Source organism: Rhodococcus erythropolis NBRC 15567 (assembly GCF_001552595.1).
Classification (GTDB): Bacteria; Actinomycetota; Actinomycetes; order Mycobacteriales; family Mycobacteriaceae; genus Rhodococcus_F; species Rhodococcus_F erythropolis.
Window position 1 is genome coordinate 361,780 of the sequence record NZ_BCRM01000005.1, and the last position, 15,525, is coordinate 377,304.

15 protein-coding genes are annotated in these 15,525 nt (G+C 63.7%); 6 read left to right on the forward strand and 9 right to left on the reverse strand.

The window, feature by feature from the left end; all coding sequences use genetic code 11:
• Positions 1–100 precede the first annotated feature (100 nt).
• A complete protein-coding gene (locus tag RE4_RS11010; RefSeq protein WP_080657174.1) occupies positions 101–457 on the reverse strand; it encodes a hypothetical protein in 357 nt (118 codons plus the stop codon).
• 189 nt (positions 458–646) lie between these two features.
• Here RE4_RS11010 and RE4_RS11015 point away from each other — a divergent pair, with 189 nt between their 5' ends.
• Positions 647–985, forward strand: a complete 339-nt coding sequence (locus RE4_RS11015; protein ID WP_019748472.1) for an RNA polymerase-binding protein RbpA — start codon at positions 647–649, stop codon at positions 983–985.
• A 358-nt stretch (positions 986–1,343) separates the two neighbouring features.
• Here RE4_RS11015 and RE4_RS11020 read toward each other — a convergent pair whose 3' ends face one another.
• The 6 genes from RE4_RS11020 to RE4_RS11045 all read right to left on the reverse strand — a co-directional run bounded on the left by RE4_RS11020 (position 1,344) and on the right by RE4_RS11045 (position 8,075).
• A complete protein-coding gene (locus tag RE4_RS11020) occupies positions 1,344–2,522 on the reverse strand; it encodes a PrsW family intramembrane metalloprotease (RefSeq protein WP_019748474.1) in 1,179 nt (392 codons plus the stop codon).
• Positions 2,519–3,172, reverse strand: a complete 654-nt coding sequence (locus RE4_RS11025) for a hypothetical protein (protein WP_230544040.1) — start codon at positions 3,170–3,172, stop codon at positions 2,519–2,521. The genes RE4_RS11020 and RE4_RS11025 overlap by 4 nt, the downstream gene beginning before the upstream one ends.
• 136 nt (positions 3,173–3,308) lie before the next feature.
• A complete protein-coding gene (locus RE4_RS11030) occupies positions 3,309–4,169 on the reverse strand; it encodes a DUF3159 domain-containing protein (RefSeq protein ID WP_060938571.1) in 861 nt (286 codons plus the stop codon).
• Between the two features lie 92 nt (positions 4,170–4,261).
• Positions 4,262–5,830 carry an apolipoprotein N-acyltransferase gene (gene lnt, locus RE4_RS11035; RefSeq protein ID WP_060938597.1) on the reverse strand — a complete coding sequence of 523 codons (1,569 nt, stop codon included), beginning with the start codon at positions 5,828–5,830 and terminating at the stop codon, positions 4,262–4,264.
• A 37-nt stretch (positions 5,831–5,867) separates the two neighbouring features.
• Positions 5,868–7,502: an amidohydrolase gene (locus RE4_RS11040; RefSeq protein ID WP_060938572.1), complete on the reverse strand. Its 1,635-nt coding sequence runs from the start codon at positions 7,500–7,502 to the stop codon at positions 5,868–5,870.
• A gap of 12 nt (positions 7,503–7,514) precedes the next feature.
• A complete protein-coding gene (locus tag RE4_RS11045) occupies positions 7,515–8,075 on the reverse strand; it encodes an FxsA family protein (protein WP_003944915.1) in 561 nt (186 codons plus the stop codon).
• Positions 8,076–8,325: 250 nt separating this feature from the next.
• On the opposite strand from RE4_RS11045, the gene RE4_RS11050 reads away from it, so the two are divergent.
• A complete protein-coding gene (locus RE4_RS11050) occupies positions 8,326–8,985 on the forward strand; it encodes a hypothetical protein (RefSeq protein WP_060938598.1) in 660 nt (219 codons plus the stop codon).
• A gap of 37 nt (positions 8,986–9,022) precedes the next feature.
• On the opposite strand, the gene RE4_RS11055 is transcribed toward RE4_RS11050, so the two are convergent.
• Both RE4_RS11055 and RE4_RS11060 read right to left on the reverse strand, forming a co-directional pair.
• The gene (locus RE4_RS11055) at positions 9,023–9,682 is read right to left on the reverse strand and encodes a response regulator (protein ID WP_003945024.1); all 660 of its coding nucleotides are present in this window, start codon (positions 9,680–9,682) and stop codon (positions 9,023–9,025) included.
• Positions 9,683–9,739: 57 nt separating this feature from the next.
• Positions 9,740–10,903 (reverse strand): sensor histidine kinase, encoded by a 1,164-nt coding sequence (locus tag RE4_RS11060; RefSeq protein ID WP_060938573.1) that lies wholly within the window; start codon positions 10,901–10,903, stop codon positions 9,740–9,742.
• A 38-nt stretch (positions 10,904–10,941) separates the two neighbouring features.
• Here RE4_RS11060 and RE4_RS11065 point away from each other — a divergent pair, with 38 nt between their 5' ends.
• Genes RE4_RS11065 through RE4_RS11080 form a run of 4 tightly spaced genes read left to right on the forward strand, consistent with a single transcriptional unit; the run spans position 10,942 to position 15,520 of the window.
• Positions 10,942–11,709, forward strand: coding sequence for a TSUP family transporter (locus RE4_RS11065; protein ID WP_019748481.1), 768 nt, complete (start codon positions 10,942–10,944; stop codon positions 11,707–11,709).
• A 30-nt stretch (positions 11,710–11,739) separates the two neighbouring features.
• Positions 11,740–13,260 (forward strand): TldD/PmbA family protein, encoded by a 1,521-nt coding sequence (locus RE4_RS11070; protein ID WP_060938574.1) that lies wholly within the window; start codon positions 11,740–11,742, stop codon positions 13,258–13,260.
• A complete protein-coding gene (locus RE4_RS11075) occupies positions 13,257–14,615 on the forward strand; it encodes a metallopeptidase TldD-related protein (protein ID WP_060938575.1) in 1,359 nt (452 codons plus the stop codon). The genes RE4_RS11070 and RE4_RS11075 overlap by 4 nt, the downstream gene beginning before the upstream one ends.
• The gene (locus RE4_RS11080; protein ID WP_060938576.1) at positions 14,615–15,520 is read left to right on the forward strand and encodes a TIGR01777 family oxidoreductase; all 906 of its coding nucleotides are present in this window, start codon (positions 14,615–14,617) and stop codon (positions 15,518–15,520) included. The genes RE4_RS11075 and RE4_RS11080 overlap by 1 nt, the downstream gene beginning before the upstream one ends.
• The last annotated feature ends 5 nt before the right edge of the window (positions 15,521–15,525 follow it).

A 15,525-nucleotide genomic window follows, 5' to 3' on the forward strand; every position in this document is an offset into this window, starting at 1 on the left:
GTCCGAACTCAGGATCAGAATTTGTCGTCGTCAGGCGTCAGGCGCACCGCAGTGCTGCGGTGCTCAACGCAAGGCTAGAAACCGGTTGCCCACACCTGCTTCACCGGAAACGTTCGGCTTCACGGGCAAGTTCGGTCAACCGTTCACACAACTGTGCGAGTTCCGAACTTTCGGCTCCCTCGGCAACAGCAGTCGCCACATCTTCGGCGGCGCAGCGAACCTCGAACATCCGATCCACCAGTTCGACGGCCTCGACGGCGGTCAAGATGACGGCGTCAGCCGGGATCGACGTGCCCTTGACGGCATTGCGCTGCTCGTACGCGCGCTGGCGACAAGACTGGCTGCAGTACCGGCGACGACGACCCACTCCCGTCACCGCGACCTCGCGGCCGCACCACACACACGGGTTTCCGGAACGCGCAGTCTGCGGTGATCCGACGCGTGTGCTCTCAGCCATGAGTCGACACTGTACTCGAGATTCGGACGCCTTCGATGAACGCGCGCGGTACCCGGTAAGATGGAGAGGTTGCGTCTTCTCGCCACACGGGAACCAATCGGGTGCTCGTGGCGTTGTAGATGAGTGTGAGCGTCTACTCCCCAAGTCAGGGCGCCCACCAGCGGTGACGAACGAAGAGAGGACACCACCATGGCAGATCGCGTACTTCGAGGTAGCCGTCTCGGAGCTGTGAGCTACGAGACCGACCGTGACCATGACCTCGCGCCCCGTCGTATGGCCAAGTACAAGTGCGAGAACGGCGAGATCTTCGACATCCCGTTCGCGGACGAAGCCGAGATCCCCGGCACCTGGTTGTGCCGCAACGGCCTCGAAGGCGCCCTCATGGAGGGAACTGCCCCCGAAGCCAAGAAGGTCAAGCCTCCCCGCACCCACTGGGACATGCTGCTCGAGCGTCGCTCGGTCGAGGAACTCGAAGAGCTCCTCAAAGAGCGTCTCGATTTGCTGAAGGCCAAGCGTCGCGGCGCATGAACTAGCACTTCGATCAAGACCGTCCGGTTCTACACCGGGCGGTCTTTCTCGTTCTACGGGGAGTGATCGTTCACAAGTCGACGTCATACTTCGGCCCTTCTTCGACGTGGCAACTTCAGGATGCTTCGCGGTCCTCAAAGGCACTTCAGGACAACGTCATTCAGCATCCAGGCGCACTCGCGAGCCGACAGTGCGCGGATTCGCGATTCGCGCTGGAGAACCATCGGCACTGCTTCGTGCACCAGTGTGAGCTGTATCCCCCACCCCGCGACACACCAAACTTCGGTACCCCACTCACGCCGACTGGGGTGTGGGTAAATGACTTACGGTGCTGAACGGTACTTCCGCTACTTCGCGGTCACCGATCGATGCTCTGTGCCGCGGTTCCTTGGCGGAGGCGGGTGATTTCGTTGCGTGATTCGACGACCTGGGAGCTGTCGTCGCCCTTGCTGACAGCAAGGTCGCTGCACAGATCCAGCGCGGCACGAACGATATGTCGTCGTTGGCGACGTTCGGTGCGAGTGGGTGCGGCTTTCGCGTAAGTGCGTTGTTGTCGCCATCCGCCGGCGGCTGTCACCTCGGCGTCGGTCAGGACGCCGGACTCGATTTCCGGGGCGAGAATGTCACGGACGAAGTGGGATTCACGTGGGTGCGCCCAGACGAACGCGATCCACAAGGCAGTGAAAGCGAAGACGATGTCGCCGATCATGATGACGAACACGAGCGAACTGCTGCCGCCGGCGATCGCGAGCATCGAATCCCACACGCCGTGGATCAGGATGGGTGCCACGATCAACGCCAATCCGCGTCCGATCCGCCGGGGCTGGGCCGGGGTGCCGATCAGATAGATCACGCCGGCGCAGAAAAGGGCTGTAAAGAGGGGATGAGAGACGATGTCGGAGTAGGTGCGGGTGGCGATGGAACCGATCAGGCCGTCGGTTTGGTGGGCGCCGAAGCCCTGCGTCGCGCCGGCAATCGAGTACAGAAAGTCTTCGCTGGTCTGAAATCCCAAGCCGATGAAAGCGCCGAGGAGCAGGCCGTCGGTTGCGGTGCGCACCAGTCGCGGTGCAAGCGCGAGGAGGACGACGATGCCGATGCCTTTGGCGGTTTCCTCCACGAACGGTGCAGAGAGGCCCGCATGCCAGTCCTGAGCCCATACCTGCCCGAAAATCTTCGTGTAGAGCGAGCCGACTGCTCCGTTCGCGGGTACCGCGATAGTGAACGTTGCTGCGGTGGCGCCCCAGATGAAGCCGGTGACCACTAGTCCTACGGGTTGGCGTTCGTAGCGGTCGATGTGCCGGAACCACCATGTCCAGACCGCGGCGCTGATGATGCCGACGATGCCGGCAACGAGGAGTGCGCGCCCGAAGTATCCGGCGAAGGGGGCGAACATCTGCCAGCCTTTGACGAGGCCGAATCCGCACATCCACAGGTATATCCAGAACACGACGTTGCGTGGTTGGAAGAAGTGAAATTTCTCGCCCCAGGCCGTCGTATCGAATGCGCGAGAGCGGGTTTCGAGGAGATCGCTGCTCACTTGGTGTCTCCCTCATGTGTGCCGATGGAGGCGATCATGTCGGTGATTTCTCGACTGCGGGCGGCGATCTGATCGGGTGGGCCGACTACCTGTACCCGAATTCCCTCGCCGTCGGCGACGAATGTTGTCACCGATCCGGCGGACCGCGGAGTGTCAAAGCTGACCTGGACGCCGCTCAGACCCCCGTCGGTGCTGATCGGCTGGCGTGTACCGGAGACCGCAAGCACGGAACTGCCGTTCGTCGCCAGACTCACGGCATCTGTTTGGGAGAGGAGCTCGTCGGCAGTTCCACTGAATGTGTCGGCGTCGACGCTCACGGTGACGGTGCCGCCGGTCAACGTCACACGCGGGAACGAATCGGACGCGCCATGTTGGTCGGTTCGGAAACCACTCTCGACATTCCAGCCCGCAGGTGCGGCGAAGGAGACCGTTTCGGTCACGGCCATTCGGTCTCCGGCGCCGGTTGGATCTTCGGAGGAGACAGCGGAATCGATGGCGGGCACGATCACGGTCCAGAGCATCCACACCCCCAAGATCGCGAGGGCGTGTGGGAAGACGCGTGTGTCGAGTCCGAGGAAGCGGTGATCCGCTGGTGGACGTCGTCCGTGTATGGGCTCGTGCTTGTGTGCAGTACTCGAAATAACGCTCAATTTCCCTCGTTTCCATTGCACGGCAGGTGCACTGACTATCGCAGAAACGGACAAATTCCGTGCATCAGCCGGCACCTACCGGTCATCGAGACGATCGTGCACCAAGTTCCCGTCGGCGCGAGATCACCGAGAGCTCCTAGTCGACGGTGAACCGTCGCATCGCCAGATGTCCGAACACGCCGACCAGAATCAACGTGACGCCTGCGGTCACGGAAACGGAGTCGGTCACCAACCCCGCGATGCCGGTCACGGCTACGAACACCGGCAAAAAGTCGAACAGCCTGAAAATCGACTGCGGTGGTTCGGTTTCGAGGCCCTGAGCCTGAGCGGCCTTGTTCGGCGCATACTCGGGGTACCACTCGGTGAAGGAGATCGCGAAGAAGGTTCCGAGCAACTGCAGAATCCATCCGGTCCAGAAGTTGTCTCCGTCGTGCAGCAGCGCGTCTCCGAACAGGCCCACTGCGGCCGACCATGTGAAGGCGAGCGCCCACACTGCGGTGATGACGTAGTTGATGCGCAGAAACAGTGGCGTCGTCCAATACTCTTCAGGCGTCGACTCTTTCGCGTACTGCAAAGTGAAAGGATTGCGGAGCAGGATCGATCCGAAGGCAAAGACCACCAGCGCGATGTTGGTCAGTTCGCCTCCCCAGAGTTCGAACCACCGAATCGTGTTCGCCGACGCGAGGAGGCCGATGGCCGCCAGAACGCCGAAGAACACGACGTCGAAGACCTCCAACAGCTTCACCGTGCCGCCGCGCCGGTGACTGGCCGCCAAGATCAGCAGTGACAACCCGAGCGCGGCGGCCGCGGATTCCTCGAACCTTCCCGGCCCGGAGAGCAAGGACAGCAGGATCCACGGTGACAGCCCCGCGAGCGGTGACTGCAGCACCGCGTCGACGACACTGGTCTTGCGAACTGCAGTCTGGGGCCCGGTCTTCTCAGGCTGGGTCTTCTCAGGCTGGGTCTTGTCTGGCTCGGTCTTGTCTGGCTCGGTCACAGGAGGCCGCCTTTACGCAGGAACGGGTGGCACAGCGAGTACCCGCGTAGGCGCCCCTCGGAACATCGGCAGCCCGATATCCGTTGCTCGGGTCAGATTGCCGCAGTCTCCTCAGGTGATTGCTCGGCCCGATCTCGGCGCCGGGCTACCAGCGCCAGTGAAATCGCACCGACCGCGATGATGCTGAGCACGATCTCCGGCGCCGGACCTACTCGGGTAGCGAGGGTGGAGCTGGTCGAGAGCGGCACCTTGGCCACAAGTGCCGCCGGCACGAACAGGTCGGTCTGCGAAGTCACTGCCCCGTCGGGAGCGATGATGGCGCTGACACCACTGGTTGCGGCCACAACGACGGCACGGCCGTGCTCGACTGCCCGCACACGGGACATTGCCAGCTGCTGATACGTCATCTCGGTGTCCCCGAAGGTGGCGTTGTTGGTCGGTACTGCCAGCAGCTGCGCACCATTGCGCACCGATTCCTGGAACGCCCGGTCGAACGCAACCTCGTAACAAGTCGCGACGCCGATCGGTACACCCGCTGCGTGGACAACGCCGTTGCCCTCGCCGGGCACGAAATTGCCCGCACGATCGGCGTACGAGGAGAAGTTCCGGAAGAAGCTTCGGTATGGCAGGTATTCACCGAACGGCTGGATGATCTTCTTGTCGTGCTGTTCCTGAGGACCATTGGCGCCGTCCCACACGATCACTGAATTGGTGGTCGTCCGATCGGCATTCACGAGTACGGTGCCGACAAGAATCGGGGCTCCGATCGCTTCGGAGGCTCGGGTGATGTCGGCCGCGGCATCGGCGTTTCGCAGTGGGTCGATGTCCGAGGCATTTTCCGGCCAGATCACGACGTCAGGCTGATCGACGCGGCCCGCGTCCACCTCGGCTGCCAGTTTCACGGTTTCGGTGACGTGGTTGTCGAGGACCTGCTTGCGTTGCGAGTTGAAGTCCAAGCCCAACCGCGGAACGCTGCCCTGGATCGCGGCGACGGTGATCGTTCGGTCGCCGGAATCCATGGTGGCAAGAAACGGCGACACCACGAGAGCAACGATCACGGGCACGATGGCGGCGGCAACGGCTCCGAAGAATCCTCGGTCCCATCGTTTTGCCGCGACAGCGACGACGACTGCTGCCAAGCCGGTACCGGTCAGGGCCACCGCGAAGCTGAGCAGCGGCGCACCGCCGATACTCGCGAGTGGGAGGAGCCACCCTTCGGATTGACCGAATGCGAGCCTGCCCCAAGGAAATCCGCCGAAAGGGACGCTGGAACGAAGCCACTCGGTAAGCGTCCAGGTCGCGGCAATCCACAAAGGTGCCCAAGGCAACCTCGCCACCAGTACCGCCAGCAAACCGAACAGTCCGATGAACAACGACTCCACCGCGGCCAACGCGATCCACGGGACCGCGCCCACGAACACACCGATCCACGGAAGCAACGGCACCAGGAATCCGAGACCGGCCAGGTACCCGTAACCGAAGCCGGCACGAAGACGCAATCCGCCTCGACCGAAGTTCATCAACACGCACGTCAGAAGAGCGATCCCGACTGGCGCCAGAAACCACAGCGGACGAGGTGGGAACCCGGCGAAGATCAAGAATCCGCCTGCGGCTGCGTACAGCGAACGTAGCCATGCCGAACCGGTGAGCACAGCGCTCACGCGGGAGCGATCACTGCTGGGCGCCTCTGCGCCGGCCTCACTCACTCGTCGAGCCGCGCTGGTAGACGACGCGTCCGCGATGCACCGACTTGATGCAGACCGGAATCGGCGCATCTTCCGCCAGCCTGGGCAGAGCGGGTACTCGCGAGCGCGGATCGGTAGACCATCGCTGAACCGAATCGGCCGGTGCACTGACTTCGAGTTCGCCTGCCGCCCACAACACGTAGGAGGCGGGTGCACCCGGATTGAGCGTTCCCGCGGCGCCGTCCCGCACTCCGCCCGCGCGCCAGGCGCCGCGCGTTGCGGCGGAGAAGGCCGCACGCGGTGAGATTCCACTTCCGTCGGTGCGGTGCTGGACAGCGGCGCGCAGCATCGCCCACGGCTCGATGGGGGTGACCGGGGCATCGGAGCTGAATGCGAGCGAGACACCCTTACCGGCAGCAGGTGCAAACGGATTCAACGCTGCTGCGCGGTCGACTCCCAGGCGCGTGGCGTACAGACCGTCGGTACCGCCCCACAGTGCGTCGAACACCGGTTGGACGCTCGCGATGACACCCAAGGCCGCGAAGGTTTCCGCGTCGGCCATCGACATCATTTCCGCGTGCTCGAGGCGGTGACCCAACGCGGCGACCTTGGGGCCACCCAGTTCGTCGGCGACCTTGCGGAACGCGGCCGCTGCCGACGAGACGGCACCGTCGCCGATGGCATGGAAGCCGGCCTGGACACCCGCGAGGGTGCAGGCCCGGATGTGTGCGGCGATCGCGTCGACGTCGAGATAGGCGTTGCCCGTCGAATCAGGTTGGTCTGCATAGGGTACGAGCAGCCACGCGGTATGCGAACCGAGCGAACCGTCGATGAAGAGATCCCCGCCGAGTCCGTCTGCTCCGGTTTTGTCGAGGAGTGCGCGAGCATCCTCTTCGGTGTCGACGCGCTCACCCCAGTAGCCCCGAACCTCCACTCCGTGGTCGTGGGCCAGTAGTTCCTGGAAATCGGTCAGTCCCGAGATGTCCGGTCCCCCGCACTCGTGCACTGCGACGATCCCGCGGGAGGCGCACAGATCGAGCGCCGCGGTACGAGCAGACGCGCGCTGAGATTCGGTCAGCAGGTTCCGAGCCGCATTGCGCGCCAGGTGGTGTGCGTCGAAGGTCAGCGGGCCGTCGGCCGAGTATCCGGCAGTGTCGGCGAGGCCGGAGATCCCGTCGCGCAATGCGCTCGAGCACGCGGCCGAGTGAACGTCGATCCGCGAGAGATACACCTTGCGGCCAGGGGCAGCCGCGTCGAGATCCGCGGTCGAGGGCGGCGTCTGATCTGCCCACTCGGTGTCGTCCCAACCGTGTCCCCAGATGACTGCGTCGGGATGGGCAGTTTCGGGGTTTGCCGCTGCGAATGTTCGTACTCGCGAGAGGCATTCGTCCAGTGAGGTCGCGCCCACGAGATCGAGACAGACGAGATTGAGTCCCAATGCAGTGATGTGGACGTGGGTGTCGACGAACCCGGGAGTGACAAACGCACCGCCCAGGTCTTCGATCTCCGCGGCGGGGTGCAACGCCCGTCCGGCGCGCTCGTCGCCGACCCACACGACGGTGCCGTCGGTGATGGCGATCGAGGTCGCGTCAGGTGCAAATGAACTGTAGATCCGGCCGTTGACCAGCAGACGAGTAGTCACGAGCACCCAGTCTGCCTGTTAGTACTGCGGCCCCCGCGAACGGGTGGGTGTATCCGTGTCCAGAATCTCACCCTCGAGGACGAGTTCCTTGCCGTTGCTTGCTACGTACTCGGTGGTTTCGGGTGTCTCGACGATGATCTCGCCGTCGATCACCTCGCCGTTTCCGCGCATGCGCGCCGCGTAGCCGACGGTTCCGGCGAAGGCGTCACCACCGGCGGCAAATGCTGCTGCGCGCTTGCCTGCCAGGAGCACCGCAAGCGGGCGGAGCGCCCACCGGGTCGGCGGAATCAGAAGCAGAAGGCCCAGAACCGAAGTCACGAGTCCGGGTACGAACATCAACGCGGAGCCCGCCGCGACCAAGGCGCCGTCGGCGACCGCCAGTGACGGCGATCCCTCACCTCTGGTTGCCTTGCGGAATCCGTCCATGACTCGTCGCCACTGCGAACGCATGAGGATCAATCCGACAAGCGAACCGGCGAGAAACAGCAGCACTGTCCAGGCGACACCGATGGCGTTGCCCACGATGACCAATGCGGCGATCTCGACGATCACGTAGAGGAGGAATACGGCGGCGATCATGACGTCCCCTTTCAGACGGTCTATCCGTTCAACGCTCGAGGGGCCGGATTTTCTCCCGACAACGACGCAGAGGTGCAAAACAGGCGAGTGCCGTGAGTCACACGGGCCTTCTCTCGCGCACGTGCGACTTGCCTGGCGTTAACTAACGCTCCGCTAACGATTCTAAACCTCAAGTTGACGTTGAGACTATTCGCATGGTCAAGTCACTTCGGGCCGCATTTCCCGGCCTCATGAAATGAAGGAGCCCGACATGAGCCGACTCCCCGGCAAGACACTCGCCCGACACATTCCCGCTGCCATCGCCGGCACTGCCGCCGTCGTGGCACTCACCGCCGGCAGCACGATGATCAGCGCGGGAACCGCGGCCGCAGAACCGGTAGTACCCGAAGGAATTGCCGCGCTGATCGCGCAGGCCGCAGCCATCTCCCCCGAAGCCTCTGCTGCTGTTCAGCAGTTGATCGGCACGGCAGGCGCTGATCAGATCACGACCGCCCTCGATCTCCCGGACATCGGCGTCACCAAGCCGCAGTCGTTCATGTACCCCGCACCGACAGTCGGGTGTGGCGTGGCCGGTGAACCTGTCACCGTCACCCTCAGCTCCGCACAGGCCGGTCCGAACTTCCCGTTGCCGCCGTGGGTCGAGGCCGACCATCTCCGGTTCCAGGCAATCCCGGGTTACGTCGGCATACCCAAGACCTCAGGGTTGAGTGTTGCCTGGATCAACGTCGGCACCTTCAAGGGTGGCATCGTCCCGTTGGACGAGAAGTTGCCCGTACTCGATACGCCGTTGCTCTCGAAGGTCGTCGACACCGGCGACGGCAAGGTGTTTGCCGCTCTGTTCGGCAATGTCGATTACGCAGACGGGAAGACCTGCATCGTGCTGCCAACAGTGGGCGCTTTTGATGCCTGAGCAGACCGAAACGCTCGCTGCCTGACAGGCGGCTGGCCTACGCGCCCGGAGTCACCAGTCCGGTCTCGTAGGCCAGCACCACCGCCTGCACACGATCACGCAGATCGAGTTTGGTCAGAATGCGTCCGACGTGCGACTTGATCGTCGATTCGGACAGGTACAGCTGCTGTGCGATCTCGATGTTCGACAGTCCCGTGGCCACGTGCCCGAGGACTTCGCGTTCGCGTTCGGTCAGGACGTCGAGAACCACCGGATCGCGTCGCGGCGCCGGACCGTCCACGATGAACCTCGACAGCAGACGACGTGTCACCTTCGGGGAAACAACCGCATCACCGGCCGCCACGCTGCGGATAGCCGACACGAGGTCCTCGGGCGGGGTGTCCTTGAGAAGAAACCCACTCGCTCCGGCACGCAGGGCGCCGAGCGCGTGTTCGTCCAGGTCGAACGTCGTCATCACCAGGACCCTGGATTCGATCCCGGAGGCAAGAATCTGCTCCGTCGCTTTCACACCGTCGACAATCGGCATCCGCACATCCATCAACACGACGTCAGGCTTCAGCGCCACCGCCGCTGCGACCGCCGCGGCTCCGTCACCGGCCTCACCGATGACCGAGATGTCCTCATGTGCTTCGAGCACCATGTTCAGGCCCATCCGCATGAGTTCCTGGTCGTCGACTAGCAGCACGGTGATGGGCACGGCGTAAACCTATCGGGCCTGAGACGTCGGTGCCAATGCGATTGCGGCGAGCCGGGATCAATCGTGGATCTCGAGCGGCAACTCTGCGTACACACGCCAACTGCCGTCGGGGCGTCGTCCCGTCTCGAGCGTCCCGTGCAGTACCGCCACCCGCTCACGCATGCCGACCAGTCCGTTGCCCGAACCGTGAGCGAAGGTCGAGCTCGACGTTCCGTTGTCGACGACCTCGAGCAGTACCGCGGTCTCGGTGCGGCGCACGGTGACTCGGGCCTTCGGGTTCGCGCCGGCGTGGCGGAGGACATTGGTCAGTGATTCCTGAACGAGGCGATGAATGCCCAGGCTGACCGATGGACTGACGTCGTCGAGCTCGCCGGTCAGCTCGAGGCGCACGCCGAGACCGGCAGCCCGCATCATCTCGACGACCTTGGCGATGCCGGCCGTTCCGTGTTGCGGCATCAAATCGCTACTGACCTCGGTGCGCAGAAGCGAGACGGTCCGGCGAAGCTCGGCAAGGGCGTCACGTCCGGTGCTGGAGATGTTGCCGAGCGCCTTCTTCGCCAACGCGGGATTGGAATCGACGGCGTACGAGGCGCCGTCCGCTTGAACGATCATCACGCTGACCGCGTGGGCAACGACGTCGTGGAGTTCGCGGGCGATCCGGGTTCTTTCCGTCGCCACCGCATCCTCGGCGCGGCGGTCTCGTTCGTATTCGGCCACTTCGAGTCTGGCGGCCACTTCCTCGTCGTAGGCACGTCGCGCGCTCAAGAACTCGGCGGTGATCCAGGCCAGCGCATAGAGCAGCGTCGCGATGATGATCGTCAGGATCACGTCTTGGCGGATGACGAGCAACGAGAGAGTCATGTCCAGGGCAAGGAAGCACGCGAATATCGCCCCGGTACGCCGATCGACGTACGCAACGAGTGTGTAGAGCGAAACTCCGAGCGCCAGCAGGCCTGGATGTTCCGCAGCCGGATCCCCGGTCGCCCACATCATCAGGGTCGCGAAGTACGACATCGACAATATGGACGCAGCGGACACACGCGGATATTTGCGACGCCACACGACGGGAAGGCAGATCAGAAATCCGACGACGAGCTGAGGCCACCGCTCCTCACGCGGCGAACTGACGAACGTGACTACCTCGAGCGCGAAGAACACGAGCGCGAGCGCGCTGTCCGCGATCATCGGCTTTCCTCGCAGCCACAGGCTGAACCTCCGCATGTGCTCAAGAGTGTCACAGCTGTGAAAGAGTCACCGCCGTGGATATTGCTGATTGGGGACTGCTGATGACGGCAGCAACGGCGGCGGGTTGGGTGGACGCCGTCGTCGGCGGCGGCGGATTGATTCTGTTGCCCGCGCTCTTTCTGGTCGCCCCGCAATTGACCCCGCAGGCCGCACTGGCCACCAACAAACTGACGGCATTCACTGGGACGAGTGCTGCGGTGTACACGTTCTCGCGTCGAATCCCGATGGAATGGCGGCAGATGGCGCCGGCAGCCGCCTTGGCTGCGGTGACGTCCGCGTGCGGGGCGGCGGCCGTTTCACTGATCGACAAGAAGTACTTCATTCCGATCGTGATGGTCGTACTCGTCGCTGTCGCCGTCTTCGTGACAATGCGGCCGACGCTGGGCACCACGATCGCCACTCATCGTCCGACGCAGCGCAAGACCGTCCTCGTCCTGCTGCTCTCCGCCGGACTCATCGGGCTTTACGACGGTCTGCTCGGACCCGGCACCGGCACTTTCCTCATCATCAGCTTCGCCACCTTCCTCGGAACCGAATTCGTTCGGAGCGCGGCTATGGCGAAGGTGATCAATCTCGGTTCCAATTTCGGCGCGCTCGCCTACTTCGCCGTCACCGGGCATGTCTGGTGGAGTTTGGGTTTGGCGATGGCGGTGTGCAACGTTCTCGGCGCGGTCATCGGTTCGCGGATGGCGCTGAGCAAGGGATCCGGATTCGTCCGGATCACGCTGTTGGTGGTCGTGATCGCCATGGTGATTCGCCTCGGATGGCAGCAGTTCGGTTGAGATCGGCGGTCGTCGGCTAGCGTCGTGTGCGTGACCGTCACCCGAGATGTCGATGCAGATTTCCTCGCCCTCCCGCTGCGAGCCGTCGCTGATGCGGCGCTGTCGGCAGCGAGAACAGCCGGCGCCCAGCACGCCGATGTTCGTGTCCACCGCGTGCTCACACAGTCGATCCGCTTGCGCGACGGCGTAGTTCAGGCGGTGTCCGACGGAGACGAGATCGGGGTCGCCGTCCGTGTGATCGTCGACGGCACGTGGGGATTCGCCTCGCACGCCGACGTATCTCCTGACGTCGCGGCTGCGCTGGCACGCCAAGCGGTCGAGGTTGCGAAGGCATTACGCTCGCTCAATCGGGATCCGGTCACCCTCGCCGACGAGCCCGTCTATGCCGACGCGACGTGGGTGTCCCCGTACCTCGAAGATCCCTTCGCGACACCGACGGCCGACAAGGTAGCGCTGCTGGTCGACTACTCCGGACGGCTTCAAGCCGCTGACGGCGTGGATCACGTCACGGCGAGCGTCCTCCAGGTCAAGGAGCAAACTTTCTACGCGGATCTGGCCGGTTCGTCGATCACCCAGCAACGGGTGCGTCTGCACCCCGAATTCGAGGCTACCGCCGTCGACAAGTCGGCCGGCAGCTTCGAATCGATGCGCACCTTGGCGCCGCCGGTAGGTCGCGGATGGGAGTACCTCGGGGCGCAGAGCACGTGGAACTGGGGCGAAGAGCTCGCGCAGATCCCGGAGTGGCTGGCCGAGAAGACCAAGGCGCCCACTGTCGAAGCAGGTCCGACCGATCTCGTGATCGATCCGACCAATCTGTGGCTCACGATCCACGAATCCATCGGACACGCCACCGAATACGACCGCGCGATCGGCTACGAAGCGGCCTACGCCGGTACGTCGTTCGCGACGCCGGACAAGCTGGGAACGCTGAAATACGGAACGCCACTCATGCACGTGACCGCCGATCGTAACGAAGAGCACGGCCTGGCCAGCGTCGGATTCGACGACGACGGCGTCGCCTCTCAACGGTGGGATCTGGTGGCAGACGGAACACTGGTCGGGTATCAACTAGACCGCGTGTTCGCGCCGAGGCTGTGGCTGACGCGTTCCAACGGCTGCTCGTACGCCGACTCCGCACATCACGTTCCCATCCAGCGAATGGCCAACGTCTCGCTCTCCCCCGACCCTTCTACGGACACCTCGACCGCAGACCTGATCTCGCGAGTCGAGAACGGCATCTACGTCGTCGGTGACAAGTCCTGGTCGATCGACATGCAGCGCTACAACTTCCAGTTCACCGGTCAGCGGTTCTTCAAGATCCGTGACGGAAAACTCGACGGTCAGGTACGTGACGTGGCGTATCAGGCGACGACGACGGATTTCTGGGGCTCGATGGAAGCCGTTGGCGGTGAGTCGACCTGGCGCCTGCAGGGCGCGTTCAACTGCGGCAAGGCGCAACCCGGTCAGGTTGCGGCGGTCAGCCACGGCTGCCCGTCCGCTCTGTTCCGCGGAGTCAACATCCTCAATACTCGTTCGGAGGCTCAGCAGTGATCGATCCGCAGCAGGTCGTCGAGCGTGCATTGGCCGCGAGGACGGTAGACGAATCGTTGGTGATCGTGACCGATGCGAGTGAGGCGTCGCTGCGGTGGGCCAACAATTCGATGACCACCAACGGAGTTTCGCTGTCCCGGACGTGGACGGTGATCTCGATCGTGCGCGAGGGTGACATCGCGAAGGTGGGCACTGTCAGTTCCAGCAGTGTCGATCCGGAGCAGATTTCCGCACTCGTACAGGCAAGCGAACAGGCTGCGCGCACAGCCACTCCGGCTGACGACGCGTCCGACCTGATCACGCAGTCGGCGGCAGAGACCGACTGGGACCTGCCGGCCGCCCTGACCGACATCGGTGTCTTTGCGCAGTTGGCTGCCGACCTGTCCACGGCCTTCGACAGTGACGACCAGTTGTTCGGCTTCGCTCACCACCAGTTGCACACCACCTGGCTCGGAACTTCGACGGGCGTGCGACGTAGAACGGCTCAGGCCACCGGCTCCGTGGAGATCAACGGCAAGCGCGGCGACGCCAGCGCCTGGGTCGGATCCGGAACTGTCGATTTCACTGACATTTCAGTGCCGAATCTTTTGTCGCAGTTGACCACTCGGCTCGACTGGGCGGAGAATTCGGTCAGTCTGCCTGCCGGCCGCTACGAGACGATTCTTCCGCCTTCTGCTGTCGCGGACCTGATGATCTATCTGATGTGGACCATGGAGGGTCGCGGCGCCGAAGAGGGCCACACCGCACTTTCCACCACCGGTGGTACCCGGATCGGCGAGAAGCTCGGATTGCCACTGACACTCACCTCCGACCCCGGCGCCGAGGGCTTGCAGTCCGCGCCGTTCGTGATCACGACGTCGTCGAGTGAATCCGTCTCACTGTTCGACAACGGTATGGAGATCGAACCCGTCGACTGGGTCCGAGACGGCGTCGTCAATGCGCTGGCGTACCCGCGCCACGCTGCACGAGAATTCGGTCGACCTGTCGCAGTTCCCGGCGACAATCTCATCCTGACCGGTGGTGACGACACCTCGATCGAGGACATGATCGCAGGTACCGAGAAGGGTCTACTGCTCACAACCCTCTGGTACATCCGTGAGGTGGATCCGACGACGCTGCTGTTGACCGGACTCACCCGTGACGGGGTGTATTTGATCGAGGACGGCAAGATCGTCGGCGCCGTCAACAACTTCCGTTTCAACGAGAGCCCGCTCGATCTCCTGCGGCGGGTCACCGAGGCTGGACGCACCGAGATCACGCTTCCCCGCGAGTGGAAAGACTGGTTCACCCGCACGGCCATGCCGCCCATGCGGATTCCCGACTTCCACATGTCCTCGGTCAGCCAGGCGCAGTGATGACGAAGGTCGTGATCGCCGGCGGCACCGGCGCTCTCGGCCGCCGAATCAGCGACGATCTCGCCGACCGTGGGTATGACGTCGTGGTCCTGACTCGGTCACCGAAACCCGGCGGGCACAGGCAGGTTCAGTGGGACGGTGTCACGGTAGGCGACTGGGCAGGAGAACTCGACGGCGCCGCGGTGATCAACCTCGCCGGCGAGTTGGTCGATCGCCGACCCACCCCGGCAAACATCGCACTGCTCACCAACTCCCGAGTCGATCCGACCCGCGCGCTGGTCGAAGCGTCGAAACTACTGGCGCACCCTGTTCCGGTGTGGATCCAAGCGAGCACGCTCGCAATCTACGGCGACGCCGGAGAGACCCGACTCGACGAGGCTTCCCCACTCGCTGACGGACCACCTCAGATGACCGACGTCGCAAAGGACTGGGAGGCAGCGGTCGAGGGAGCAAACACGTCACGAGTAGTGATCCTGCGAACCAGCGTCGTATTGGAGAAGGGCACACCGGCGCTAGAGCGACTCCTGTTGCTCGTACGTCTCGGTCTGGGCGGACGCGTTGCGTCAGGTCGACAATGGACAAGTTGGATTCACATCGACGACTGGCTGTCGATCGTTCGTTGGACCCTCGAACCCGATTCGGCTGCCTCGGGCGTGGTCATCGCGACTGCCCCGGATCCCGTCCGCAATTCAGAACTGATGGCCGGGCTGCGCAAGCACCTTCACCGGCCACCTGCGCCGCCGACGCCCGCTGTCATGGTCAGATTCGGCGCGTTCCTGCTGCGCAGCGACGCTGCCTTGGGCCTGACGGGTCGTCACGCCGTGTCGAAAGTGCTGACGGACAACGGCTTCCCCTTCACCTATCCGCGGTTCGATTCAGCGTTGGACGATCTGCTCGGCAACTGACGCGG